At 46.8% G+C, this 24544-nt stretch carries 23 protein-coding genes, 4 tRNA genes and 1 pseudogene; 22 read left to right on the forward strand and 6 right to left on the reverse strand.

The window, feature by feature from the left end; all coding sequences use genetic code 11:
• Nucleotides 1-2 precede the first annotated feature (2 nt).
• The 3 genes from QTN94_RS16075 to QTN94_RS16085 are packed head-to-tail and all read right to left on the reverse strand — an operon-like array spanning nt 3 to nt 3230.
• Nucleotides 3-1616: a carboxyl transferase domain-containing protein gene (locus tag QTN94_RS16075; protein WP_331428243.1), complete on the reverse strand. Its 1614-nt coding sequence runs from the start codon at nt 1614-1616 to the stop codon at nt 3-5.
• A gap of 12 nt (nt 1617-1628) precedes the next feature.
• On the reverse strand, nt 1629-2798 hold the full coding sequence (locus QTN94_RS16080; protein WP_331428244.1) for an isovaleryl-CoA dehydrogenase: 1170 nt from the start codon (nt 2796-2798) through the stop codon (nt 1629-1631).
• 57 nt (nt 2799-2855) lie between these two features.
• Nucleotides 2856-3230 carry a MerR family transcriptional regulator gene (locus QTN94_RS16085; protein ID WP_138973529.1) on the reverse strand — a complete coding sequence of 125 codons (375 nt, stop codon included), beginning with the start codon at nt 3228-3230 and terminating at the stop codon, nt 2856-2858.
• A gap of 174 nt (nt 3231-3404) precedes the next feature.
• Between QTN94_RS16085 and QTN94_RS16090 the strand changes: the two genes are divergently transcribed.
• The 15 genes and pseudogenes from QTN94_RS16090 (at nt 3405) to QTN94_RS16160 (ending at nt 13588) form a co-directional block, all read left to right on the forward strand.
• Nucleotides 3405-4616 (forward strand): thiolase family protein, encoded by a 1212-nt coding sequence (locus QTN94_RS16090; RefSeq protein ID WP_331428245.1) that lies wholly within the window; start codon nt 3405-3407, stop codon nt 4614-4616.
• Nucleotides 4617-4646: 30 nt separating this feature from the next.
• Complete coding sequence (locus tag QTN94_RS16095) at nt 4647-6140, forward strand: CoA-acylating methylmalonate-semialdehyde dehydrogenase (protein ID WP_331428246.1); 1494 nt, start codon at nt 4647-4649, stop codon at nt 6138-6140.
• Nucleotides 6141-6149: 9 nt separating this feature from the next.
• Complete coding sequence (locus QTN94_RS16100; protein ID WP_331428247.1) at nt 6150-7304, forward strand: acyl-CoA dehydrogenase family protein; 1155 nt, start codon at nt 6150-6152, stop codon at nt 7302-7304.
• A gap of 9 nt (nt 7305-7313) precedes the next feature.
• On the forward strand, nt 7314-8102 hold the full coding sequence (locus QTN94_RS16105; protein WP_331428248.1) for an enoyl-CoA hydratase: 789 nt from the start codon (nt 7314-7316) through the stop codon (nt 8100-8102).
• Between the two features lie 11 nt (nt 8103-8113).
• On the forward strand, nt 8114-9244 hold the full coding sequence (locus QTN94_RS16110; protein ID WP_331418490.1) for an enoyl-CoA hydratase/isomerase family protein: 1131 nt from the start codon (nt 8114-8116) through the stop codon (nt 9242-9244).
• 11 nt (nt 9245-9255) lie between these two features.
• Complete coding sequence (mmsB, locus tag QTN94_RS16115) at nt 9256-10155, forward strand: 3-hydroxyisobutyrate dehydrogenase (RefSeq protein WP_331428249.1); 900 nt, start codon at nt 9256-9258, stop codon at nt 10153-10155.
• 22 nt (nt 10156-10177) lie between these two features.
• Nucleotides 10178-10936, forward strand: a complete 759-nt coding sequence (locus QTN94_RS16120) for an SDR family oxidoreductase (RefSeq protein WP_331428250.1) — start codon at nt 10178-10180, stop codon at nt 10934-10936.
• Nucleotides 10937-11021: 85 nt separating this feature from the next.
• Nucleotides 11022-11369, forward strand: a complete 348-nt coding sequence (locus QTN94_RS16125; RefSeq protein WP_331428251.1) for a HopJ type III effector protein — start codon at nt 11022-11024, stop codon at nt 11367-11369.
• A gap of 149 nt (nt 11370-11518) precedes the next feature.
• A pseudogene (gene tnpA, locus QTN94_RS16130) lies at nt 11519-11861 on the forward strand (IS200/IS605 family transposase).
• Between the two features lie 77 nt (nt 11862-11938).
• On the forward strand, nt 11939-12292 hold the full coding sequence (locus tag QTN94_RS16135) for an MmcQ/YjbR family DNA-binding protein (protein ID WP_138971716.1): 354 nt from the start codon (nt 11939-11941) through the stop codon (nt 12290-12292).
• A 166-nt stretch (nt 12293-12458) separates the two neighbouring features.
• Nucleotides 12459-12532, forward strand: a tRNA-Cys gene (locus QTN94_RS16140).
• 3 nt (nt 12533-12535) lie between these two features.
• A tRNA-Gly gene (locus tag QTN94_RS16145) sits at nt 12536-12611 on the forward strand.
• Nucleotides 12612-12680: 69 nt separating this feature from the next.
• Nucleotides 12681-12767: transfer RNA gene (locus QTN94_RS16150), tRNA-Leu, on the forward strand.
• 14 nt (nt 12768-12781) lie between these two features.
• A tRNA-Cys gene (locus tag QTN94_RS16155) sits at nt 12782-12855 on the forward strand.
• Between the two features lie 136 nt (nt 12856-12991).
• Nucleotides 12992-13588, forward strand: a complete 597-nt coding sequence (locus QTN94_RS16160; RefSeq protein WP_331428252.1) for a class I SAM-dependent methyltransferase — start codon at nt 12992-12994, stop codon at nt 13586-13588.
• Here the strand turns inward: QTN94_RS16160 and QTN94_RS16165 are convergent, their stop codons facing one another.
• A complete protein-coding gene (locus QTN94_RS16165; protein WP_331428253.1) occupies nt 13589-14020 on the reverse strand; it encodes a DUF4174 domain-containing protein in 432 nt (143 codons plus the stop codon).
• Nucleotides 14021-14129: 109 nt separating this feature from the next.
• On the opposite strand from QTN94_RS16165, the gene QTN94_RS16170 reads away from it, so the two are divergent.
• Together QTN94_RS16170 and QTN94_RS16175 are read left to right on the forward strand one after the other, a co-directional pair.
• Complete coding sequence (locus QTN94_RS16170; protein WP_331428254.1) at nt 14130-14648, forward strand: GNAT family N-acetyltransferase; 519 nt, start codon at nt 14130-14132, stop codon at nt 14646-14648.
• Between the two features lie 2 nt (nt 14649-14650).
• A complete protein-coding gene (locus tag QTN94_RS16175) occupies nt 14651-15031 on the forward strand; it encodes a nitrous oxide-stimulated promoter family protein (protein WP_331428255.1) in 381 nt (126 codons plus the stop codon).
• A 35-nt stretch (nt 15032-15066) separates the two neighbouring features.
• Here QTN94_RS16175 and QTN94_RS16180 read toward each other — a convergent pair whose 3' ends face one another.
• Nucleotides 15067-16227, reverse strand: coding sequence for an MFS transporter (locus tag QTN94_RS16180; RefSeq protein ID WP_331428256.1), 1161 nt, complete (start codon nt 16225-16227; stop codon nt 15067-15069).
• A 28-nt stretch (nt 16228-16255) separates the two neighbouring features.
• Here QTN94_RS16180 and QTN94_RS16185 point away from each other — a divergent pair, with 28 nt between their 5' ends.
• Complete coding sequence (locus QTN94_RS16185; protein WP_331428257.1) at nt 16256-16432, forward strand: hypothetical protein; 177 nt, start codon at nt 16256-16258, stop codon at nt 16430-16432.
• On the opposite strand, the gene trxC is transcribed toward QTN94_RS16185, so the two are convergent.
• Nucleotides 16424-16858, reverse strand: a complete 435-nt coding sequence (gene trxC, locus QTN94_RS16190; protein ID WP_331418384.1) for a thioredoxin TrxC — start codon at nt 16856-16858, stop codon at nt 16424-16426. The two genes, QTN94_RS16185 and trxC, sit on opposite strands and share 9 nt — an antisense overlap.
• A gap of 103 nt (nt 16859-16961) precedes the next feature.
• Between trxC and QTN94_RS16195 the strand changes: the two genes are divergently transcribed.
• The 4 genes from QTN94_RS16195 to QTN94_RS16210 all read left to right on the forward strand — a co-directional run bounded on the left by QTN94_RS16195 (nt 16962) and on the right by QTN94_RS16210 (nt 24500).
• Complete coding sequence (locus QTN94_RS16195; RefSeq protein WP_331428258.1) at nt 16962-18044, forward strand: ketoacyl-ACP synthase III; 1083 nt, start codon at nt 16962-16964, stop codon at nt 18042-18044.
• A gap of 98 nt (nt 18045-18142) precedes the next feature.
• Nucleotides 18143-19273, forward strand: a complete 1131-nt coding sequence (locus tag QTN94_RS16200) for an exonuclease SbcCD subunit D (protein WP_331428259.1) — start codon at nt 18143-18145, stop codon at nt 19271-19273.
• 9 nt (nt 19274-19282) lie between these two features.
• Entirely contained in the window at nt 19283-22324 is a 3042-nt protein-coding gene (locus QTN94_RS16205) for an SMC family ATPase (RefSeq protein ID WP_331428260.1), read from the forward strand.
• Nucleotides 22325-22442: 118 nt separating this feature from the next.
• The gene (locus tag QTN94_RS16210) at nt 22443-24500 is read left to right on the forward strand and encodes a hybrid sensor histidine kinase/response regulator (RefSeq protein ID WP_331428261.1); all 2058 of its coding nucleotides are present in this window, start codon (nt 22443-22445) and stop codon (nt 24498-24500) included.
• The last annotated feature ends 44 nt before the right edge of the window (nt 24501-24544 follow it).

Consider the following 24544-nt stretch of genomic DNA (forward strand, 5'->3'; position numbering starts at 1 on the left):
ATTTACATCCTGAAGATACCAAACTGGCTATCATTAATCGGGTGACGAAGGGCTAACTTGAGCGCGTGCGCCAGAACTTGTCGCGTATCTTTGGGGTCAATAATGCCGTCATCCCATAGACGGGCGCTGGCGTAGTAGGGATGTCCTTGATGGTTGTATTGTTCAAGGATCTGTTGGCGAAATTGCTCGGCGTCCTCCTGAGTCCAACTTTCTCCCTGACGCTGCATGACTTGTTGTCTGACCTGAGTTAACACCCCCGCCGCTTGTTCTCCCCCCATCACGGAAATTCGCGCATTGGGCCACATCCACATCAGTGTAGGGTCATAAGCTCTGCCGCACATACCATAGTTGCCCGCACCATACGATCCTCCAATGATAATGGTAAACTTGGGTACGTCAGCGCACGCGACGGCCATGACCAGTTTGGCGCCATTTTTGGCGATACCGCCTTCTTCAAACTTTTTCCCCACCATAAAGCCGGTGATGTTTTGCAGGAACAAAAGCGGCACTTTTCGTTTTGCGCACAACTCAATGAAATGGGCTCCTTTTTGAGCCGATTCGGAAAACAGAATGCCATTGTTGGCGATAATGCCAAGCAAATGGCCTTCAATACGCGCAAAGCCGCAAACCAAAGTTGTACCAAATAAGGCTTTAAACTCGTCGAACTCCGAACCGTCAACGATTCGGGCGATGACTTCACGTACATCGAACGATAAGCGAAGATCCGCATTCACTATGCCATAAAGTTCTTCGATGTTGTAAAGGGGGGATGAGCTCTGTGTCTGATGAACGGATGGGGTAAGTTCACACGATAAGTTAGTGTTAGAGACAGCTTGTCTTGCCAACTGAAGTGCATGAAGTTCATCTTCCGCGTAATAGTCAGCGACGCCTGATTTTCGACAGTGGACATCGGCACCACCGAGCTCTTCTTCGGTCACAATCTCACCGGTTGCGGCTTTAACCAATGGGGGGCCGGCCAAGAATATCGTGCCTTGCTGTTTCACTATGATCGATACATCCGCCATCGCAGGGATATAAGCGCCTCCTGCGGTGCATAACCCGAGGACAACGGCGATTTGTGGGATCCCTTTCGCCGACATTCGGGCTTGGTTGAAAAAGATGCGACCAAAATGCTCGCGGTCAGGAAAGACATCGGCTTGGTGAGGCAAGTTGGCACCACCTGAATCTACCAGATAAATGCAGGGCAGCTGACAACGTTGGGCGATCTCTTGTGCTCGTAAGTGTTTCTTTACCGTCAGAGGGTAGTATGTTCCGCCTTTCACTGAAGGATCATTCGCAATCACCATACATGACTGGCCGTTGATTTGTCCCACGCCAGCGACAACACCGCCACAAGGAACAGGTTCGTCATACACATTCCACGCGGTGAACTGAGCTATTTCGAGAAATGGAGAGTTGGCATCGAGAAGATGCTCGATGCGTTCACGTACGGGTAGCTTGCCTTTTTTTCGCTGGTGGGCGATTGCTTTTTCGCCGCCTCCCAGTTTGATAGATGCTATGTCATCCTCTAACTGTTTAACCAGCGTGGACATTGCGGCAAGATTTTTCATGTAGAGTGGGGCGTCGGTGTGAATCTTCGACTTAATCACGGCCATAGTCAGCTCCCTTTAACGTGATTCTTCAAACAGTTCCCGACCAATTAGCATGCGTCGGATTTCTGAAGTACCTGCACCAATCTCATACAACTTGGCATCACGTAGTAATCGACCCGCAGGAAATTCGTTTATGTATCCATTACCGCCGAGCAACTGAATGGTATCCAGTGCCATCTGAGTCGCAAGTTCTGCACTGTAAAGAATCACACCCGCGGCATCTTTGCGGCTCGCATGTCCGTTATCACATGCATTGGCAACCGCGTACACATAGGCTCGGGCTGCATTGGATCGTGTATACATGTCGGCAACTTTGGCTTGAACCAACTGAAACTCACCAATGGAACGTCCAAACTGTTTACGGTCGTGAACATAAGGGATCACCAAATCGAGACACGCTTGCATGATTCCAAGTGGACCTGCGGCGAGTACGACGCGTTCGTAGTCCAATCCACTCATCAATACTTTTACGCCTTGATTCACTTCTCCCAGCATATTTTCAACGGGGACAGGGCAATTATTAAAGACCAGCTCACAGGTGTTGGACCCCCGCATACCAAGCTTGTCCAGTTTTTGAGCATGTTGGAAAGGAGAGACCGCTTTTTCAACGATGAATGCGCTGATACCGTGCGCTCCCTGAGTCGCATCCGTTTTCGCGTAGACGACCACCACATCGGCATCTGGGCCGTTGGTAATCCACATCTTGGACCCGTTGAGTAGATAGTGGTCGCCGTTAAGATCCGCTTTTAATTGCATGCTAACAACGTCTGAACCTGCGTTAGGCTCACTCATCGCAAGCGCTCCTACATGGCTACCATCGATCAGCTTGGGCAGGAATTGTTGCCTTTGCGCTTGGGTCCCATTGCGAAATATTTGATTGACGCAGAGGTTGGAGTGAGCCCCATAGCTGAGCGCTACGGACGCTGAGGCGCGGCTAATCTCTTCCATCGCCACAACATGGGCAAGATAGCCCATCTCAGCTCCGCCATATTGTTCAGAAACGGTCACGCCGAGTAGCCCCATTTCACCGAACAATGGCCATAAATGGTTAGGAAATGAGTTGGAGCGGTCAATATCGCTGGCAAGCGGTGAGATCTGTTGTTGCGCGAACCCGTTGACGTGTTCGCGCAACAAATTAATCGATTCATCTTGCCCAAAATTGAGCGGTGTATATTGGCTTATCATGACGCCTCCGACTATCGGCTTATAACGTAGTATTCGAAGACGTTTAAGGACGATAAGTTATTGAGGGTCCACAACTAATGCTTGCTGGCAACGTTCACGCGCTACGTTGAGATCTTCAAGCATATGGTTAATGTCTTCGAGCTGGCGCAGTAGCACCGCTTCCTTTTCATCAATGATCTTCAGCATTTCTGTTAGCTGAGTTTCACCTTGGTGTGTATCGTACAGCTCAAATAATTCGCGGATTTCTGCTAAAGAAAACCCAAGACGCTTCCCACGTAAAATAAGCTTGAGGCGGGTTCTATCACGACGATTGTAGATACGCATACTGCCTTTTCGCTCTGGATGAATCAGTCCTTCATCCTCGTAAAAGCGGATACTGCGCGTCGTCACATCAAATTCTTTAGCGAGTTCGCTGATCTTATATTTTTCCACTGAGCTAAATTTCCTATGTGTTCTTATTTGGGCTATCAGACGGTTGGCACCTATGTTGGCGAGTCAACCTAAACAGACAAAATGTAATTGATTCGTTTCTTTACGTTTACGTAAATGTTAGTGCTATGCTTACGTAAACGTCAAGAAATAATGTCAGCATAAAAGGGGCATCAAATGGAGCAGAAAGAGATATGGATCGTATCAGCGAAACGAACTCCAATGGGCCGTTTTCAAGGTGCGCTGGCTGGTCTTTCTACCCCACAGTTAGGTGGGATCGCCATTGGTGCTGCAATAGAACAGTCAGGCTTATCTGAGCAAATTGTTGAAGAAGTTTACATGGGATGTGTACTGCCCGCAGGATGCGGTCAAGCGCCAGCAAGACAAGCGGCACGGGTAGCGAAGTTGCCTCTGCATACTGCTTGTACCACGATCAATAAGGTGTGTGGTTCAGGAATGAAGTCTGTGATGCTGGCGAACGATCTGATTCGCGCAGGTTCGATTCAATGCGCGGTTGCTGGTGGTATGGAGAGCATGAGTAATGCCCCTTATCTGCTGAGAGATGCGCGTAGTGGCATGAGAATCGGGCACAAAACCACTTATGACCATATGTTTCTTGATGGCCTGCAAGACGCTTATGAAGGTGAACTTATGGGCGTCTACGGCCAAAGAACGGCGGATAAATACCATTTCACCCGTGAGCAAATGGACCAATGGGCAACCTTGTCTGTAGAGCGAGCATTAGCTGCGCAAAGCCAAGCCATGTTCGATCAAGAGATGGTTCCAGTCGCAGCTCAAAACGGAGAGCTGCTGAGTTGTGATGAACTTCCACCATCAATCGATTTGTCAAAAATATCACGTCTCAAAGCGGCTTTTTCTGAGGATGGAACGATCACTGCGGCCAATTCGAGTGCCATTTCTGATGGAGCCGCTGCGTTAGTCGTCATCGATAGCGAAACCGCAAAATCTCATGGCGCGAAACCCTTGGCGGTTATCAAAGCGCACGCGAGCCATGCCAGAGAACCTGCTGAATTTACCATTGCACCCGTGTACGCGATTAAACAGCTACTTTCGCAGCTTGATTGGGAGGTGAGTGACGTTGATCTTTGGGAGATCAATGAAGCCTTTGCGGTTGTGACACAAATTGCTGTTCGCGAACTTAGACTCGACCAAGACAAGGTAAATGTTAAAGGGGGAGCTTGTGCCTTGGGCCACCCAATAGGTGCGAGTGGGGCGAGAATATTAACTACGCTGATCTACAGCCTAAGACAGCTACAGACAATGGGAGTGGACGGCGATGTTAGCCAGAGAAAAGTCATGAGAGGGGTTGCCGCAATCTGCATTGGTGGAGGAGAGGCTACCGCGATCGGTATCGAGATCCCGCTCTAAACCAACTTCACGATGGAAAAGGAAATCACAATGACACAGTCAGTCAGTTTATTTATTGGTGGCGAGTTTTGTCAGTCCAAAACGAGTGATTGGATAGAAGTGACCAACCCCGCGACGAATGAGATCATCGCAACATTGCCCTGTACGACGGATGCTGAAATCGAACAGGCGATAGAGAGCGCGCTAGAGCAATTCCACGTTTGGAAAGAAGTCGCCGTATCAGACAGAGCGCGTCTCATGCTCAGATATCAGCATTTGCTCAAAGAGCATCACGACGAGCTGGCACGCTTGCTGTCAAAAGAGACAGGTAAAACCACCGTCGATGCCAAAGGTGACGTGTGGCGAGGTATTGAAGTGGTTGAGCAGGCGGCAAATATCGCCAGCAATATGATGGGCGAAACGGTTGAAAACGTCGCGACAGATATTGATACCTATTCGCTGATTCAACCTCTTGGAGTTTGCTGTGGTATTACTCCCTTTAACTTTCCTGCCATGATACCGCTATGGATGTTTCCGCTTGCCATTGCAGCTGGTAATACCTTTGTCCTCAAACCTTCAGAGCAAGTTCCTTTAACTGCGATGCGCTTGGCGGAACTGTTCGCCCAAGCAGGAGCCCCAAAAGGAGTGCTGCAAATTGTTCATGGCGGCAAGGATCAAGTGGACTATCTGTTGTCTCACCCAGTGATCAAGGCGGTGTCGTTTGTTGGTTCTGTTGGCGTGGCGAAGTACATTTACCAGACAGGAACGGCGCACAATAAGCGAGTGCAGGCCTTTGCAGGAGCAAAAAATCACATGGTAGTGATGCCTGACGCTAACAAAGCTCAAGTGATCAGTAACTTGGTTGGAGCGTCAGTGGGTGCCGCAGGGCAGCGTTGTATGGCGATTTCTGCCGCTGTGTTTGTCGGAGAGTCTAAGCAGTGGATCAGCGATCTGGCGACCGAGTTGGCGAAAGTAACACCGGGAGCATGGAATGACGAACAAGCGGGTTACGGACCTCTGATCAGTGAACAGGCGAAAGCCAGGGTCATTGGTTTGATTGAGGAAGGAAAAGCACATGGAGCGACTTGTGTGCTTGATGGTAGCCAGTGCTGCGTCGATGGATACCCGAACGGCAATTGGCTTGCTCCGACCTTATTTAGTGGCGTGACTACGGATATGTCCATTTATCAGCAAGAGATATTCGGCCCCGTTTTAGTCTGTCTAGAAGTGGATACCTTAGAGCAAGCGATAGCGTTGATTAACAACAATCCTTATGGCAATGGAACATCCATATTCACCGCCAGTGGCGCCGCAGCGAGAAAGTACCAGCACCAAATTCAGGTAGGACAGGTCGGTATTAATGTCCCAATCCCTGTACCGCTCCCTTTCTTCTCATTTACCGGTTGGCGAGCAAGTTTCTACGGTGATTTGCATGCTTATGGTAAGCAGGCCGTGCGCTTTTACACGGAAACCAAAACAGTGACAGCGCGCTGGTTTGAAGATGACATTCCCAGTGGGCCAAACATAACTATTCAGTTGCGTTAAGGAGTCACTATGGATTTTGAACTCAACCAAGATCAGAAAGCGTTCGTCGATATGGCGAATCAGTTTGCCAGAGAAAAGCTGATGCCAATGGCGTCGCAGTGGGATGAACAACAGATTTTTCCTAAGGCGATACTGCGCGAAGCGGGTGAATTAGGTTTTCTAAGCTTGTACACACCTGAACAGGCGGGAGGCTTAGGATTATCACGTCTTGATGCCTCTTTGATATTCGAACAATTAGCGATGGGGTGTACGTCGACCACTGCCTTTATGACCATTCACAATATGGTTACTTGGATGGTTGGGTCCTTTGGCACACAACAGGCGATTGACACTTATTGCCCTAAACTCACCAGCGGTGAGTGGCTGGGTTCCTACTGTTTGACGGAACCCAACGCTGGTTCTGATGCCGCAGCGTTAACTACGTCTGCTACGAAAACGGACAATGGCTACCTTCTCAACGGGGCAAAGGTGTTCATCTCAGGTGCAGGGGAGACGGACGTACTGGTTGTGATGGCGAGAACCGGTGAGAAAGGAGCCAAGGGAGTCTCAGCTTTTGTTTTGCCCGCTGATCGTGCAGGGATCAGTTATGGCCGTAAAGAGCCAAAAATGGGTTGGAACAGTCAACCAACGCGCAGCATCAGTTTTGATAACGTGTTCGTTGAAGCAGAAAATCGACTTGGCGAAGAGGGGCAAGGATTTACCTTTGCGATGAAAGGGCTAGATGGAGGACGGATTAACATCGCGACGTGTTCGATAGGAACGGCGCAACAAGCCCTCAATCAATCAACCCAATATCTCAAGGAGCGCAAGCAGTTCGGTCAGTCCTTGGCACAATTTCAGGCGCTTCAATTCAAACTCGCAGACATGGCAACGGAATTGGTTGCTGCTAGGCAGTTAGTAAGACTTGCAGCGAGCAAGCTCGACAACCATCACTCAGAGGCGACTGCCTATTGCGCGATGGCAAAACGTTACGCAACCGACATAGGTTTTGCGGTTTGCGATCAGGCGCTACAGCTTTATGGCGGCTATGGTTATATCAAAGAGTATCCGATGGAACGCTATTTCAGGGATGTACGCGTGCATCAAATCCTTGAAGGCACAAACGAGATTATGCGTGTCATTATCGCAAGACGTTTGCTTCAGGAAGAAGCGCAACTACTTTAGGGGGCAAGTATGCAGCACAATGAAGATGGCGCGATACAATACCAGATTACGGATCACGTCGCCGTTATCACCATCAGCAATCCACCAGCAAATACTTGGACGCGAGACAGCCTTGTCGCGCTCAAACAGTTGGTGTTGTCGCTTAACGCTATGCCAGACGTGTACGCATTAGTCATCACTGGGCAAGGAGAGAAGTTCTTTTCAGCGGGAGCGGATCTGAATCTTTTTGCATCGGGTGACAAAAGTGTCGCCATCGATATGGCAAGAGTATTTGGAGAAGCATTTGAGACACTCTCTGCATTTCGAGGTGTATCCATTGCCGCGATCAATGGCTACGCCATGGGGGGTGGACTAGAAGTTGCGCTTGCCTGTGATATACGCATTGCCGAGCAGCAGGCACGAATGGCACTACCTGAAGCGAAAGTCGGACTTCTCCCTTGTGCGGGAGGAACGCAGAACCTTACTGCATTGGTGGGAGAAGGGTGGGCCAAACGGATTATTTTGTGTGGAGAGCAAGTCGATGCAAACCAAGCAGTAACAATAGGATTGATCGAAGAAGTAGTTCCACAAGGTGAAGCGTTAAGTCGCGCGGTTGCGCTTGCGAACAACGTCGCCAATCAGTCACCAACCTCAGTGTCGGCCTGTAAACAGTTAATTCAGAATGCGCGTACAAGCCCGATATCTCATGGCTTGGTCATGGAGAGGGAGCTATTTGTCGGCTTATTTGACAGCGAAGATCAGAAAGAAGGCGTCAATGCGTTCTTGGAAAAACGCCCACCACAATGGAAAAACAGATAGGAGGAATCAGCATGAAGGACACAGTTCACTTCACTGAATTAACCTGTAGCGATAACAACCACAAGGTAGGCGTAGCGACATTAGATAACGCATCATCACTCAATGCGCTCACCTATCAGATGTTGGTTGTACTTAAAGAGCAGTTAGAGCGTTGGCACGAAGATGATCAGGTCGTGTGCGTATTGCTTGACGGCAGTGGAGAAAAAGCATTTTGTGCAGGGGGCGATGTTCGTACCATGCATGAGGTTATGCGTGACAAAACGCCACAGCAAGTTCAAGAGTTTTGCAGCCAATTTTTCAGCGTTGAATATCAATGTGACTATCTGATCCATACCTATTGCAAACCGATTATTGCTTGGGGTCAGGGGATTGTCATGGGGGGCGGTATGGGCTTGTATATGGGCTCTAGCCACAAGGTCGTTACCCCAGAATCTCGCTTGGCGATGCCGGAGGTCACGATAGGTCTCTACCCTGATGTAGGAGGAACTTGGTTCCTGAATCGACTGGATCGAGGCATCGGGATGTTTCTTGGTATGACAGGTATCATGGTCAACTCAGCGGATGCGTTGGAGCTTCATCTGGCCGATCATATCGCACTTTCTCAGCATAAATCAGTGCTACTCGAACAACTGCAAGTCGCCGACTGGGAGTGTGTAGATGATGCCTATGAGGTCGTAACCGAAATACTTGAAAGTTTCGAGGCAGAAAGCAGCACTTATAAACCTGACTTACAGATCATGCCTTATTTTCATCAGATACAACAGGCGTGCGATGGCGACAGTGCACTGCAAGTTACCGACAATATTCTTGCCTTAAAGGGCAATCATGCATGGTTAGAGACAGCGAAAGCCAATCTGGTTTCTGGCAGCCCGATTACTGTCCATCTCTGTTATCGACAGATGACCGAGTTTGACCAACTCTCACTAGCGGATTGCTTTCGTCTGGAATTGATTCTCTCGGTACGAAGTGCGTTGATGGGGGAATTTCAGGAAGGGGTACGAGCGCGACTCGTCGATAAGGATGGTCAACCTAAGTGGCGATTCCCCAACGTGGCCGCTGTCGATACCGCTGCAATTGATCAAATGTTTACTTCATTATGGAGTGAAGAGGCACACCCATTGGCACAATTGGGTCATTACTAAAGGAGAAAACCATGGCAAGGATAGCGTTTATTGGACTTGGTAACATGGGTGCGCCAATGGCTCAAAACCTGATCAACGCAGGTTGTCATCTTCAGGTGTTTGATTTGGTGGAAGCGTTGACGCACCCACTGGTTGAGGCGGGGGCAACACTGTGTCATTCACTAAAAGATGTGGTTACCAATGTAGATGTGGTGATCACTATGCTGCCAGCAGGTGAGCATGTTAGGGCAGTGTATCTCGGTGCGGAAAACAATGAAGGTTTATTGGCTCATGTTACTTCGGGCACTTTACTGATTGATTCGTCGACCATTGATCCGGAGTCGGCGCGCTTTGTTGGCCTAGCTGCACAAAAACAAGGAATCGAATTCGTTGATGCCCCTGTGTCGGGGGGTGTTGCTGGCGCAGCAGCAGGGACTTTGACTTTTATTGTTGGCGGAAGTGATGCGGCATTTGAACATGCTGAGAAAGTGCTGAAACACATGGGTAAAAACATCTTTCATGCTGGCTCTGTGGGTAGCGGTCAAATGGGCAAAATCTGCAATAACCTGATGCTGGGTATTTTGATGTCAGGAACGTGCGAAGCGCTGACCTTAGGGATGGATAACGGCTTAGATCCAAAGGTGTTATCCAATATCATGCTACAAAGCTCAGGACGAAATTGGGCGTTAGAGCTCTACAACCCATGTCCCGATGTTATGGCAACGTCACCCGCTTCAAACGGTTATCAGCCTGGTTTTATGAGTAAACTTATGCTCAAAGATCTTGGTCTCGGTATCGAGGTGGCTGCAAAAAGCCAATCTTCGGTGCCTATGGGAGCTTTAGCGCGGAACCTTTATGCTCTTCATAATGCAAAGGGTAATGAGCTACTCGATTTTTCTAGCTTGTTTGAATTCTATCAATCGAAATCCTAACCACGATACGAAGGACTAAGCCATGGAGTTAAGAGAGAGTGTTATTGCAATTACCGGTGCAGGACAGGGGCTAGGTCAGATGATGGCGATTACGCTCGCCCACGCTGGCGCTGAACTGGCTCTGATAGATGTTAATCCACAGGCGTTGAAAAGTACCCAAGATCAGTGTCATATGTTGGGCGTAAAAGCACTGACTTACCGTGTTGATGTAACCGATGAAGCGCAAGTTGAACACGCTTTTAGTGACATTGTCACTGATTTTGGGCAATTGAATGGCTTAATTAATAACGCAGGCATTCTGCGAGATGGATTGCTGGTCAAAGTGAAAGACGGCGTGGTAAGTAAAATGTCGTTGGAGCAATTTAATGCTGTCATTGATGTTAACCTCACGGGAACGTTTTTGTGTGGACGGGAAGCGGCACTCCGCATGATAGAAACGGATAGTCAGGGCGTGATCATCAATATATCGAGTGTCGCTCGGGCAGGAAATATCGGACAAACCAACTATGCCGCGTCTAAGGCCGCCGTCGCGACACTCGCGACAACGTGGGGTAAAGAGTTAGCGCGTTATGGGATACGTGCCGTTGCAATAGCGCCAGGCGTTATCGAAACCCAAATGGCTGCGCAGATGAAGCCCGAGGCAATAGCGCGGCTTGAAGCGATGATTCCTGCTGGACGCATGGGCAAAACATCAGAGATTGCTCATACGGTGAAGTTCATCTTCGAAAACGATTATGTCAACGCAAGAGTCATTGAAGTGGATGGGGGGATTCGGATGTAAGGCCGACCCTTTGTGAGTGCCTGTGTCTTTCATTCTCTCACTCCATATTATAAAGTGTTCCGAAATCAAAGGAGTACACACTGATATGGAACTTAATTCTTTTCTAGACAAACTTGCTCAGGCACCTGAAAGCGTTCAGTTTGAAGAGACGATGGCCGTTATTGATGCAAACTACAGCTTTACCCCAACGGCATTCACTAACGGCAATACCCACAATCAAGCCGATCAAAACAATGGGTCTTGTAAGATCTTTGCATTTGCTCAGTTGAATCAACTGCAACCTGCGGCAACGCTTGCTTGCTTTGGTCAATATTACCGTGATGATGTTTTGGGTAATCCTCAAGGTGAAGATCACGCCAACATTCGTAATTTTATTCAATACGGATGGCAAGGGATTGAATTTTCAGGCAATGCATTAGTCGCTAAGTCTTAGCCAAATAAGGAGCGTCAGGCTCCTTTTTTGTTTTCAGCCCTAAACCACCTACTTCAGTAGGTGGTTATCATTCAGTGAGGCTTTGCCTGTAGTTCTACCCATGTTAAATGCTCCCTTGATTTTTAGCGAAGTCAAAGAGGACAAATAACATGAGTAGATACAATCAAGCTTCCCACGTATTTTGGAGATGTCAATATCACATAGTGTGGACGCCAAAATACAGATTTAGGATCTTGAAGAACAATGTAGGCAAAGAAGTTTATCGGTGTATAAATGTTTACTGTAATCAACTTGGATGCGAAGTTGTTGAGCTGAACGTCCAAGTTGACCACGTGCACTTAGTCGTAAAGGTTCCACCCAAGCTATCAATATCCAAGTTGATGGGGCTATTTTGTCGATAGTGTAGGAATTAATGAAGAAATCATTCGACGTTATGTAAGACATCAGGAGAAGAAAGAGCGCGTGGAACAGCAACAATTAGCGCTGGACTAAACAAAGGCCCCCTTTTAGGGGGCTCACACAAAGCCACCTTCTTTAGAAGGTGGTAATTTACTTTTGGGAGTAATACGATGAACAATACTCAACTTGCCCAGTTTCTAGATGGATTCGTAGGTGCAGAAGCGGACTATCCATTCGGCCCTCAGGCGCTTGTGTACAAAGTTAAAGGTAAGATGTTTGCCATATTGGCGGAAAGGGAAGGAAGGGAGTATGTGACAGTCAAAGTGGTGCCTGAAGATGGTGAGGTGTTGACGAGCCAGTTCAGTGACATCACACCTGGTTACCATACCAACAAACGTCATTGGGTTACGGTTTATTATCCGGGAGATGTGGAAGACGGTATGATTGAAGACTTGTGTGAGCGTTCTTATCAGCTCGTCGTGAAAAAGTTGCCTAAGTTGCAACAGCTTTCACTCGGTAGCTAGCGATTGTCTAAGTACAATCAGTGAACGTATAGATCAAACAAGCGCCATATTGCTTCAAAACTCAGCAATCAAAATAAAATGTGATATTTTTATTTGACTCTCATCGCTCAATCCGTAAAGTATGCAGCGAACGCCGCGGTGGGTAACCTAAAGCGTTGAAAAAAAAGGCGCGTTGGCAGAGTGGCTATGCAGCGGATTGCAAATCCGTGGACCTCGGTTCGACTCCGGGACGCGCCTCCATGTGCGACACTAGCTCAGTTGGTAGAGCGCAACCTTGCCAAGGTTGAGGTCACGAGTTCGAACCTCGTGTGTCGCTCCAGTTTATTTTGGTAGCGATTTTTATATCGATATCCTAGATGGTGTCTCCATCACAAGTTTAGATTTGTGTGCCCTGGTGGTGGAATTGGTAGACACAAGGGATTTAAAATCCCTCGACGTTCGCGTTGTGCCGGTTCAAGTCCGGCCCGGGGCACCATCTACAAAATTTGAGGCGCGTTGGCAGAGTGGCTATGCAGCGGATTGCAAATCCGTGGACCTCGGTTCGACTCCGGGACGCGCCTCCATTTCATATATTAACCAGCCAAGGGCTGGTTTTTTTGCATCCACTTAAAACACCCATTCAAAACCATCTTACCATTGCGAGAAAACAGAACTCACGGCACTATAAGCCTCATCGAGTATTTGTTTGGTTGTAGAAACATGGATGAGAATAAGAAAATCTGGCAAGAGTATTACCAAAAAGCCTTGGCGCGTCCTCACTGTCAAAGAACCGAATGGGTGGCCAGACTAAACCAATCTGTTACTAAAGTTGCGATTGATTGTGGATGCGGAACGGGTAGTGATATGGAGTATCTATACCAACAGGGTTACCAAGTATACGGCTTTGACATTAATCCGGACTCATTAGCCATTTGTAGTGACAGATTTGCGGCAAATCCGTTGATCGAATTAACCCAGTCTTCCTTCGAAAACTATGACTATCCGAGTGCGGGTGTTGTTATCGCAAATTCAAGTCTGTTTTTCGCTGATCCTGACTACTTTGACGAAATCTGGCGTCGTATCGAGTCTTGTTTAGAGTTAGGTGGTGTCTTTGCCGGCGATTTCATGGGATTAAAGGACAGCTGGGCAAACAATTATCGAAGTGTAACGACCGCGTTTAGCGAGGAGAATATTCGCAAACTGTTCACCAATTTTGAAGTCGTACGGTTTTATGAGCGTGACGAACAAGCTCCGACATCACTAGGCAAGCTCAAGCATTGGCATACCTTTTCAGTGGTGGCAATAAAGCGCAGTTAACTAAGCGGAACACGGGCTCACTTTAGTCGCCATTTCACGCTGCCGCATTGGCATCAGGTCGATAATGTGTTTGACGAGTTCCCAGTCCGTTTTTTTGTCCCAGCGACGTTTCTCTCCACCGTCTTTGCCGAGCAATATTATGGTATGTGAATCAGGCTTAACCTTGTAAGCGTCAAATAACGCTGGCAGGTCAAACTCCTCTTTCATCCATGCAGAGGTAAAGCCATCCGCGGTAACGACAAGCGTGACCAAGTCTCGCTCTTCTAGCTCACATTCGTTGATTAAGCTTTCCAGAACAAATTGTTTGACGTGAGAGTCGTTAGTCGGAGCAAAATAGATCAGACTACGGTGAGGCATTGGGTGGCTATAAGCAGGATAGCCCCAAGCCATAGGACCGAACAGCAGGGCAGCGAGTAGAAGGAAAATACGCATCAGTTCTCATCTCCCGTTAATACCTAACAACAATCGACATTGATAGATGTTTTACGTAACTTGGCGATGTTAAGCTCACACCTAAGTAACATTATAGGAAACAAAATTTATGCATTCACTGATCACTGAGCGACTAAGGTTGAGAATGGTTGAACAAAGCGATGCTCATTTTATTGAGCAGTTGTACAACACACCTGATTTCCTTCAATTTATTGATGATAAGCAGATACGCTCGCAAGCAGATGCAGTGAAGTATATCGAAGAGAAGATTCTAGCCATGCATCAACAGCATGGTGTTTGTCTTTTGCTGGTAGAGCGACTCGATAGCCAAGAGAAGCTTGGCGTATGCGGTTTAATCAAAAGGCCTGAATTGAGTGCATATGACATTGGCTATGGTTTCTTGCCTTCAACGTATGGGCAAGGATTTGGCTATGAAGCAGGTCAGGCAGTGATTAATTACGCCAAACAGAGGTCAAACATAGATGAGCTGGTGGCGATCACAACGAGCGACAACGCTGGAAGCCGAGCTTTATTAACTAAACTAGGCTTTACCTATGTCAAAGTTCAAGAGCCAATAAGTGATACGGTAGATTTACTTTTGTATCAAATGAACCTGACCAGAGCATAAACATGGCCATATCGAGCATTTTACAGGGCGAGTTGCTTACCGAGTTCAAAACAGTTTGTGCCATGATCGCCATTTACTGTCGTGATCATCACAAGACAAACGGGGTACTCTGTGTGGAGTGTCAGGCACTGCGTGATTACGCCGAAACTAAGTTAGATCGTTGCCCGTATGGTGAGGCGAAACCTACTTGTAATCGATGTCCGATTCATTGCTACAAACCTGAACCGAAGCAACAGATGAAACTTGTGATGCGATATGCAGGGCCAAGAATGTTGTTGCCTCATCCATTGCTATCAATTCGTCACCTACTTCACGAACGCAAAGCGGTACCTGACAAGCCTGAGCCTAATGCTTCCAATCGATTTCAGAGACTCAATAGATAAAGAAAAGGACACAACTCGTGTCCTTTTTGCGGTGGTTATTCGCCAGCGACTGCTTGACGTTTTGTGCGGATACTGGCAATCAACATATACAAACACGTTGCCAATAGAGCCGCGAATAAGTAGCCCATTAAGCCTTGTGTACCAGCCATAAACCAGTCAGCGGCAACAGGGCCTGCAACAGAGCCAATGCTATAGCTAAAGAGCATAACTTGAGTTGCAGACACTATGTAGTTAGCGTCTAACTTGTCGCATCCTAAGTTGATTGCGACAGGGTAGAGTGCGAATGTAGCCATACCTAATAAAAACAAGCCAGCGCCTAAAGCTTGCAGGCCATCAACCATGGTTGTGAATGTAATTGCTGCCACACCTAACATGCAAAACAGCGCCATCAACAACGTGCGACCTAAGAATTTAGATAGCCATGGCACGATAGGTTGAACTGCCATTCCGCCAAGGATAATGATCGCCATCAGGCCACCAATATCACTATTTTGAATACCGCGAGTCTGCAACTCGATAGGCATAAGACCATAGATGGCACCGAGGGTCAGTCCGGATACCGCGCAACCAATCATCGCAGCGTGATTGAGTTTTCCAATCTGTTTTAGAGATAACGGAGTACTGTGCGCGCTTTCTGGCTGGTCACTTTCACCGAATAGCAATACCACTACGGCGACAATGAGCAATGTCACTATAGTGATAAAAGGGACACCGCCGGAAATGCCAATGACGCCAATGCCAAGTTGTCCTAGCGCACTACCGCCATACAATGATGCCATGTACAAACCAAGACGTTTAGTTCGGGCTTTTTCATCACCATGTAGCAGCCACGACTCGACGATGACAAATACGCCCGCAACGGCCATACCAGCGACAAAACGGGCGATGATCCACGCGGTGGCGTTGGGTAACAAAGGCAGCATCATGATGGTGATGATAAATGCCACTAAGCACCAAACGAACGCTGAGCGATGACCGACTTTCTTGACTAAAGGTTCAACACCAATAGCGCCGATCAGTAGGCCAGCGTAGAACACGCTTGCCAACCAACTTGCTAGAGAACCTTTGAGTCCATATTCAGGCAACATTAAAGGAATTAGGCTCATTAAATAGCCTGAAGCGACTGCATATAGAGCAAGCGCAATGACAGGCACTGAAATGCGAGCTTTAGGAGCAGGGGCTAGGGTATTTTCCAATGTCGTGGCCTCAAAGTACTGATTAAATATGAACAGGATTTGGCGCGACTATCGGACTAAAGTTGGTGAAGGTAAAGCGAAAGGTTTTAATCTTAACGATAAAAAACCATTATCAATAATGAGGCTGAATAATTGCAAAGAAAAGCGGCCAAAATATGCATTTTTAACCGCTGTAATTGAGGATTTTGATGGTTGGTTATTTTAAAATGGCTTGGCTAAGCCATTGATTAAACTGACTCTTGGGTAAGGCGCCATTCACCATGTCGACTCTTTTGCCGTTTTTAAACACCATTACGGTTGGAATGCTTCTAATTTGATACATTGCTGCGAGGTTTGGCTGACTTTCAGTATCGACTTTTACAAATCGAACATTATTTGCTCGCTCACTGGCTTCGTCTGCAAATACGGGAGCAAATCCGACACATGGGTTACACCATGGTGCCCAAAAATCGACCACCACGGGTACGTCACTGTTTAAAATTGCAGTGAAGTTTAAATCGGTTCCTTCAATAGGTGCCCCATCGAGTAGGGGTGTTTGGCATTTCCCACAAACTGGAGATTCGGCAATACGTTCGGTCGGCACCCGATTGATACCTGAGCAAGATGGGCATCGTGTATTAAAGGTAGACATAGTTTTTCTCTCGTTATTTTTTCTATAAGATGACAGTCAATGTCATCGATAGTTATACTCTGAAACAATCGAGTGATACAAATAACAAATTCAAAGGCTCTTAATGAAAAATTTCTATGCAGAAATTACTGGTTGGGGGAAATGCCTACCACCAGCTACGCTCTCTAATGCGGATTTAAGCACTTTTCTTGATACATCAGATGAATGGATTAGAACCAGAACTGGTATTGAAAACCGCCGTATCAGTCACGTCAACACCTCTGACATGGCCACCGTTGCCGCAAAGCATGCGTTGGCTTGCGCGGGTAAAAGTGCTGATGAGATTGACCTCATCATTATTGCCACCTGTTCACCAGACTCACTCATTCCGAATATTGCCTCTAAAGTCGCTCAGAATCTTGGCATTAAAGCCGCGACTGCGTTTGATCTTAATGCTGCGTGTACGGGATTTGTCTATGGTTTAGAAACAGCAACACGTCTGATGCAGGCGGGTAATTATCAAAATGCGATAGTGGTTGGTGCTGAACGTTTGTCATTCTTTATTGACTGGACAATGCGTGATACTGCCGTGCTGTTTGGTGATGGCGCGGGCGCAGTTGTGTTAACTCGTACAGAAGAGCAAGTGGGCTTGCAGCAGGCACAACTAGGCTGTGACTCCGCTGGACGTGACATTCTTTCTGTTCCTAAATTTGGCACATCAATGGATCGTTTTGCTGCCGACAATGGCTATTGGGATTTCAACTTTGTAGGTAAAGAGATCTTTAAACGAGCTGTAAAAGGTATGGGTGCCGCAGCGCAAAACGTATTGGCGCGTAGTGGTTTATCCACTGACGACATTGATGTGGTCATCCCGCATCAGGCAAACATTCGCATTATCCAAACCTTATGTGATCTCTCTGCAATCAGCCAAGATAAAGCGTTCGTTAATATTCACAACTATGGCAATACGTCAGCGGCGACGGTACCCATCGCGTTATGTGAATCCCTAGAACAAGGCTTCGTTAAGCCAGGAGATAACCTACTATTGGCTGCATTTGGTGCGGGCCTCACTTGGGGCGCTTGCCATATTCGGTGGGGTGACCGGGTAACCCCTGTAGGAGAAAGTAACGCGGCACTACCTGAATGTAATCAGAGCGCACTTGAGCTGCTGAGCAATGCTATCGAGCATTGTAAAAAGCGCGCTTAACTCCCTTATATATCAGCAAAAGTCGCACTTAAGGTGCGACTTTCACTAGCATTAATATTATTATATTGGCCTAACGATAAGAACAACGCTGGGCTTGTATGAAATTCCTCCACACCTCTGATTGGCATCTTGGCCGCCAGTTTCACAACGTCTCACTTTTAGACGATCAAAAAGTCGTACTTCAGCAAATTATTGAGTATATCGAGACTCATTCTGTTGATGCCTTGGTCATCGCGGGAGATATTTACGATCGTTCCGTACCACCGACGGCAGCTATTGAAGTGCTCAATCAATTTGTGACAAAAGTGTGTGGAGAATTGCAGCTTCCTATCATTATGATCTCGGGAAACCATGATGGCGCAGAGCGACTAGGATTTGGCGCTGAACAGATGAAAAGCTCGGGTTTACACATTCTGTCGAGCTTTAAGGATATGTTGCAACCTGTTGAATTAGAGACTGACATTGGTCGTGTGTCATTTTATGGCATGCCTTACAGTGATCCTGAACAGGTTCGTCACCATTTCGGTCAGGCGGTATCGACTTACGATCAGGCGCACGCACTACTTTGTGAGCAGATTAAGCAGCGCGTCCAGCCAAGTTCTAAGAACATTCTAATCAGTCACTGTTTTGTTGATGGTGCCATTGAGTCTGAGTCAGAACGCCCACTATCTATCGGTGGTTCTGATCGGGTCAGCCATCAGCATTTTGTCGATTTTGACTATGTGGCACTAGGCCATCTCCATCAGCCTCAGTACAAGGGCGAAGAGTTTATCCGCTATTCCGGCTCTTTAATGAAGTACAGCTTCTCTGAGCAACATCAGAAAAAAGGCATGACATTGGTGGAGTTCGATATCAATGGTTTCAAGTCAGCAACCCATATTGATCTTGTTGCGCCTCATCAAATGAGAATCATCGAAGGCGAGCTTGATGCCATCATATCTGGAGCGAAAACCGATCCGCAGTCTAACGACTATCTGCTGGTTCGTTTAATGGACAAGCACGCCATTCTCAACCCTATGGAAAAATTAAGAGCCGTGTATCCCAACGTGCTGCATTTAGAGAAACCGGGGATGTTGATCGGTGTTGAGCAGCAAATGGCCGCAGCCAAACTTGCTCGAAGCGAGGTGGATATGTTTCGAGATTTCTTCATTGAAGCTCAGGATAGCGAACTGACACCAGAGCAAGATCAAGCGATCACAGATATCGTCAAACAGTTAAACCAGCACTAAGGGTATACGATGAAACCGACTCAACTTACCATGCAAGCATTCGGGCCTTTTGCTGAGCGCGAAATTGTCGATTTTACTAAGTTAGGAAGTAACCCTCTGTTTCTTATCAACGGTCCTACGGGCTCGGGTAAGACATCGATTCTCGACGCTATCTGTTTCGCTTTGTATGGAGAAACAACGGGTAACGAGCGTCAGGGTATCCAGATGCGTTGTGACCAAGCCAAAGAGGAACTGCCGACGGAAATTACGTTGGAGTTTACACTAAATGATCGTCATTACCGCGTTACTCGCTCGCCAGAGCAAGAAGCACCTAAAGCGCGCGGAGAAGGAACGACAACCCGCAAACATACCGCGTCGCTTTATGAGATCACCCATGGTGAGCAACTGATTACCAGTAAGACGGTACAAGTAAAAGCAGAGATAACAAGCTTACTCGGGCTAAATGAAACTCAGTTTCGCCAAGTGATGGTGTTACCTCAGGGTAAGTTTCGTGAATTGCTGCTCGCCAGTTCGAAAGATCGTGAGGCAATCTTTGGGCAACTGTTTCAAACAGATGTCTATAAGAAGATTGAATTTGCCCTTAAAGACAAAGCGAGTGCTATTAGTAAAGCGAAAGATGAATTTGATAACCAAATTCGCGGCGCTTTACAGGTCGCCGAAGTCACTACCGAGCAAGAGTTGGCAGCACGTGAGCTAGCCTTGGAGGCTGAGCTAGAATCTGCGAAAGCCCTAGAACATAGCGCGCATGAAAAGCTTAACCTCGTCAAAAGTGAACTCCTTCGAGCTCAGGCGATTCATGATCAATTCATCAAGCTGGAAATTAGTCGTAACGCGTTGGCGAATCACCGTGCCAATAGTAATCAGATAGAAGAGATTAACACTAAGCTTCACGCAGCTCACATTGCCACTAAGCTTGAGGTGCCATATGCAAATCTTGCGTCCATTAAGAAACAGATCGACGATTTCGCGAGCAGTATTGCCACGTTAAACGGACAGATAGAAGATGCCCGACTGGCTCATAGCAAAAGCCAAATGGAGCTAGAGCTAGCACAAACAAACGCCGATCAGATTACCAAACTGAATGAATGCCAATTTCAGCTTGAACAAGCAAAGATAAAACTTGCAGAAAAGCAGCTGTTAGAGCAGCAAGTGAGTTCACTCATCGCAATGCGTGACGAGTTAGCAAGAAAGCAGGTCCAATACCTCGGACTGAAAGATAAGTTGGTTAAAGAATCCGATATCGCTGCTAACTCTTTGCAACAGGCTCGTCAGGACATCAGTGAGAAGGCAACGCTAGAAAACAAGATGTTGAGCCACCAGCATCTGTTAACAGACTTGAAGAAATACCATGCGATCAAGATTGAACTCGATCGCCTACTCGGTTTGTCAGGTGAGCACGAAAAATCACTGGCGGCAGCAAAAACTACCTTTGAGGAAAGGCGGAACTATGCCGACCAATTGGAGCTAGGGTGGCACAACGCACAGGCATCGATTCTTGCGCAGAAACTGGAACAGGATCAGCCTTGCCCAGTCTGTGGTAGTTGCCAGCATCCTCAACCCGCCAAATTAAGCAGCGAAAGCGTCACCAAGGAACAAGTTCAGAGTGCACGACAGCAAGAGCGCCATGCGTTAGAGCAGTTCAACCTTGTCAATAACGCGTACAGCCAGCATAACAATACGCTAGAACTGCAACAACGACAGTTAAATGAAGCGGCGAGTCAGTTACAAGATAATGTCACAGCAGATGTTGTTCAGTTAGAGGATCAATTAGTTCAGATCAGGCAGAGAGTCGAGGCGTTATCGACCATTGATTTAGCGAAGATGGAACAGGATGTGGTTGAACTCAATCAGCGTTGTACCAACGGTGATGAGAAAATCAACCAACTCAAAGCGGAAATCGCGGCAAACGAATCAGCCCTCAAGGTACAACAACAGCAGCTTGACAAAGTTGCATCGGCGATCGATGCCAATTACCCCTCTGTAGAGGCAGTGGAACAGCAGTATGCAAGTAATCAAGCGACTATCGAACAGCTTAAGCAGGCGTTAGAAAGAGCCAAACAGACGAACGAGCAGATCACTTTACAAGTGACAAACCTACAAAGCCAGTTGGCAACCAATAACCAGCTATGTAATGACGCGCAGCAAAAACGCGATCAGTGCGAACAGATATGGAATTCAGAGCTAGAGCGTTCGGGCTTCGAATCTGAACACATCTTTTTGCAAAGTCGAACAGAAGAGCCGCAAATCGTATTGTGGCAAAAGACGGCGAATGAGTATCAAGAAACAACGGTTAAGTTGCAACAAACCGTCGCTGACTTAGAACAACACCTGACGAACTGTGAGAAGCCTGATTTAGATAGCAAAAAGTCTCAATTATCACAGGTTGAGCAAGAGTATCAGCAGGTGAGAGCAGCGTTAGACGCCGTCCGTTCTTTGTTTCAAAGGGTCGAAAAAGTACAGCAAGACATTGCGATTCTGCATGAAAAAAATAGACAACTGGAAGCTGAATACCGAGTTTACGGAACACTTTACGATGTCGCCAGCGGTAAAACAGGCAGCCGAGTAAGCTTACACCGCTTTGTGCTAGGTGTATTGCTTGATGATGTGTTGATTCAAGCGTCACAGCGATTAAGCATCATGAGTAAAGGTCGTTACCACCTAGTGCGAAAGATGGATGGCTTTAAAGGTTCGGCAGGGCGAGGACTCGATTTGAGTGTAGAGGATGGCTATACCGGAAAAAGCCGTGATGTGGCGACTTTATCTGGTGGTGAATCTTTTATGGCAGCGTTGGCGTTGGCTCTTGGGCTATCAGATGTCGTTCAGTCATACAGTGGTGGTATTCGTCTTGATACGTTGTTTATCGATGAAGGTTTTGGCAGCCTAGATCCAGAGTCATTGGATCTGGCTATTCAGACTCTGGTTGATTTACAGCAAGCAGGGCGAATGATTGGTCTAATCTCTCACGTCAGTGAGTTAAAAGAGCAGATAGCGCAAAGAATTGATGTGCATGCAAGTCGTGTCGGCAGCACAATCAGACTCGTGGTCACATAACGCCAGATCTGTTGCAGCGTTAATTGGTTCGCTGTCGTTATGTGTGCTAAGAATTAGTTAGGTAGAACAATTATAAACTTTTGTCTTATTGTGTGGTTAGGTGACGTTAAGGTTAACAATGGTCTCGATATCGGAATCGGTTCGTAAAGTTTACCAATATGCAGAACCCAATCTAACGTTAGTTGGTTGGATGGGCTTGCTTGGGTTTCCGACATACTATTATGTATGGAGCTACTTGTTCCCACAACCATACGAATCATTGTCAATGCGATTGGCGTGTTCAGCATTGTTTGCAGTTTTAGCGCTACGCAATTATGTCCCTAAGTACCTTGAACGCTATCTACCGCATTACTATTTTTTTGCCATAGGGATATGTTTGCCCTACTTTTTTAGCTACATGATGTTCATGAATCATTGGTCGACAGTTTGGGCAATGTCATTCATGGCGTCTATTTTCCTTCACGTGCTGCTTGTTCACCAAACGAGCTTGATGCTGGTACAGGCGACAGTTGCTATCGTGCTTGCCTATCTTACCGCGTACGGCTTAGATACCGAATACGTACAGCAAGAAGTCGTATGGGCATATATGCCAATATTCCTTTTTACCTATGTGTTCGGAAACCTGTTTTATTTCAGGAATCAGGTGGAACATGAAAGTAAAGTGTCACTGGCGAAGTCTTTCGGTGCAGGAATGGCTCATGAGATGCGTAATCCGCTTAGTGCACTGAAAGCCTCTCTTGATGTACTTAATTCCCTGCTGCCCGATGAGAGCATAAGCCGTCAATCAGGTTACAAGTTGTCTTCACAGGAGTTGGCGCTAGCACGCGATGTGATTAGCGATGCCGACGAAGTGATTAGAACCGGGAATGAGACCATCGACTTGTTGCTTACCTCGATTGATGAGAATCGCGTTTCACGCACGACATTTAAAAAGCACTCGATAAGAGCAATCACTGAAAATGCGTTAGACAGCTTTGCCTACAAGAGTCTAAAAGATAAGAAAGCGGTAGTGTTAGCTGAAGGCATCGATTTTGAATTTTTTGGTAGTGATGCATTAATAAAATACGCATTGTACAACTTGTTGAAAAACGCGTTCTATTATCAAAACAACAACCAGTTTGAAATCGTTATCGAACTTAGAAGTTATGAATGGCACAACGAACTGACCTTTACCGATAACGGAGTGGGCATCGCTCCCCAAGTTATTGAGCATATTTTCAACGACTTCTATACCTTTGGCAAAACAGGCAGCTATGGATTAGGCCTACCATTTTGCCGCAAAGTGATGAAAGCGCTTGGTGGCAATGTGTCATGCTGCTCTAAACTTGGAGAGTGGACTGAATTCACCTTGATGTTCCCTAAGTATGATTCCTCTGAAGTTAAGCAAATCAAACAGGATCTGATGAAGTCAAAATCGGTGCTATATATTGGTCAGCAAAATGCATTGATGCGACAAATTAACCAAGAGGCGTTCTACAAAGATTTCCGGCTTAAAATACTGGACTTAGATGCAGCGAGTAAAAAAGAAGAGTACGAGTTCGAATTCGATTTGATCCTAGTCGACTTGGACAGTGCGGTTGATAAACCACTCTCTTTGATAGAGTTGGAGAGTAAGCTGCATTTTACAGAAGGACGGATAGTCTTCTTATATGATCAAAATAGTCAGTATCATAATGATATTGAGCGTCACTTAGTCGTTTATCCTATTGAAAAACATAGGATGATGCTTAGTGCAAGTAACATTATTGATGAGCTATTCTTCGAGGACATAGAGCCGAACAGAAACGTCTTGCCACGAAAATCGTTTGATTGTGGCAAAACCATTGTTGTGGCCGATGATAACCAGTCGCTACGATTTTATACATCGGTATTACTCGAGCAGCAGGGCTTCACTGTTCTCCAAGCGAGTAATGGCCAGCAGGTACTTGATGAACTGCAGCAAAAAGATGTCGATTTAATCATCATGGATCTCGAAATGCCGCAATTGAATGGACTGCAAACGACCAGTGCTATCCGCGCTTCGCAGCAGCGCTATGCTTCCATTCCGATATTGGCGCATACCGGTAATTCGAGTGAAAGCGTCATTGCTCAAATTCACGAGGCGGGTATGAATGACTACATTATTAAACCGGCGGCAACAGATAAACTTCTCGATAAGATTGCCAATTGGATTTAATTCAGGCCCTATAAAGGGCCTGAAGATTAAAGAATATACATGTC

The organism is Vibrio sp. M250220, assembly GCF_036533795.1.
Taxonomy (GTDB): domain Bacteria; phylum Pseudomonadota; class Gammaproteobacteria; order Enterobacterales; family Vibrionaceae; genus Vibrio.

What these genes read in the sequence shown, in the direction of transcription:
- QTN94_RS16075 (WP_331428243.1), bottom strand. Translation starts at nt 1,616, where the DNA reads ATGGCCGTGATTAAGTCGAAGATTCACACCGACGCCCCACTCTACATG.
- QTN94_RS16080 (WP_331428244.1), bottom strand. Translation starts at nt 2,798, where the DNA reads ATGATAAGCCAATATACACCGCTCAATTTTGGGCAAGATGAATCGATT.
- QTN94_RS16090 (WP_331428245.1), top strand. Translation starts at nt 3,405, where the DNA reads ATGGAGCAGAAAGAGATATGGATCGTATCAGCGAAACGAACTCCAATG.
- QTN94_RS16095 (WP_331428246.1), top strand. Translation starts at nt 4,647, where the DNA reads ATGACACAGTCAGTCAGTTTATTTATTGGTGGCGAGTTTTGTCAGTCC.
- QTN94_RS16100 (WP_331428247.1), top strand. Translation starts at nt 6,150, where the DNA reads ATGGATTTTGAACTCAACCAAGATCAGAAAGCGTTCGTCGATATGGCG.
- QTN94_RS16105 (WP_331428248.1), top strand. Translation starts at nt 7,314, where the DNA reads ATGCAGCACAATGAAGATGGCGCGATACAATACCAGATTACGGATCAC.
- QTN94_RS16110 (WP_331418490.1), top strand. Translation starts at nt 8,114, where the DNA reads ATGAAGGACACAGTTCACTTCACTGAATTAACCTGTAGCGATAACAAC.
- mmsB (WP_331428249.1), top strand. Translation starts at nt 9,256, where the DNA reads ATGGCAAGGATAGCGTTTATTGGACTTGGTAACATGGGTGCGCCAATG.
- QTN94_RS16120 (WP_331428250.1), top strand. Translation starts at nt 10,178, where the DNA reads ATGGAGTTAAGAGAGAGTGTTATTGCAATTACCGGTGCAGGACAGGGG.
- QTN94_RS16125 (WP_331428251.1), top strand. Translation starts at nt 11,022, where the DNA reads ATGGAACTTAATTCTTTTCTAGACAAACTTGCTCAGGCACCTGAAAGC.
- QTN94_RS16135 (WP_138971716.1), top strand. Translation starts at nt 11,939, where the DNA reads ATGAACAATACTCAACTTGCCCAGTTTCTAGATGGATTCGTAGGTGCA.
- QTN94_RS16160 (WP_331428252.1), top strand. Translation starts at nt 12,992, where the DNA reads ATGGATGAGAATAAGAAAATCTGGCAAGAGTATTACCAAAAAGCCTTG.
- QTN94_RS16165 (WP_331428253.1), bottom strand. Translation starts at nt 14,020, where the DNA reads ATGCGTATTTTCCTTCTACTCGCTGCCCTGCTGTTCGGTCCTATGGCT.
- QTN94_RS16170 (WP_331428254.1), top strand. Translation starts at nt 14,130, where the DNA reads ATGCATTCACTGATCACTGAGCGACTAAGGTTGAGAATGGTTGAACAA.
- QTN94_RS16175 (WP_331428255.1), top strand. Translation starts at nt 14,651, where the DNA reads ATGGCCATATCGAGCATTTTACAGGGCGAGTTGCTTACCGAGTTCAAA.
- QTN94_RS16185 (WP_331428257.1), top strand. Translation starts at nt 16,256, where the DNA reads ATGAACAGGATTTGGCGCGACTATCGGACTAAAGTTGGTGAAGGTAAA.
- trxC (WP_331418384.1), bottom strand. Translation starts at nt 16,858, where the DNA reads ATGTCTACCTTTAATACACGATGCCCATCTTGCTCAGGTATCAATCGG.
- QTN94_RS16195 (WP_331428258.1), top strand. Translation starts at nt 16,962, where the DNA reads ATGAAAAATTTCTATGCAGAAATTACTGGTTGGGGGAAATGCCTACCA.
- QTN94_RS16200 (WP_331428259.1), top strand. Translation starts at nt 18,143, where the DNA reads ATGAAATTCCTCCACACCTCTGATTGGCATCTTGGCCGCCAGTTTCAC.
- QTN94_RS16205 (WP_331428260.1), top strand. Translation starts at nt 19,283, where the DNA reads ATGAAACCGACTCAACTTACCATGCAAGCATTCGGGCCTTTTGCTGAG.
- QTN94_RS16210 (WP_331428261.1), top strand. Translation starts at nt 22,443, where the DNA reads ATGGTCTCGATATCGGAATCGGTTCGTAAAGTTTACCAATATGCAGAA.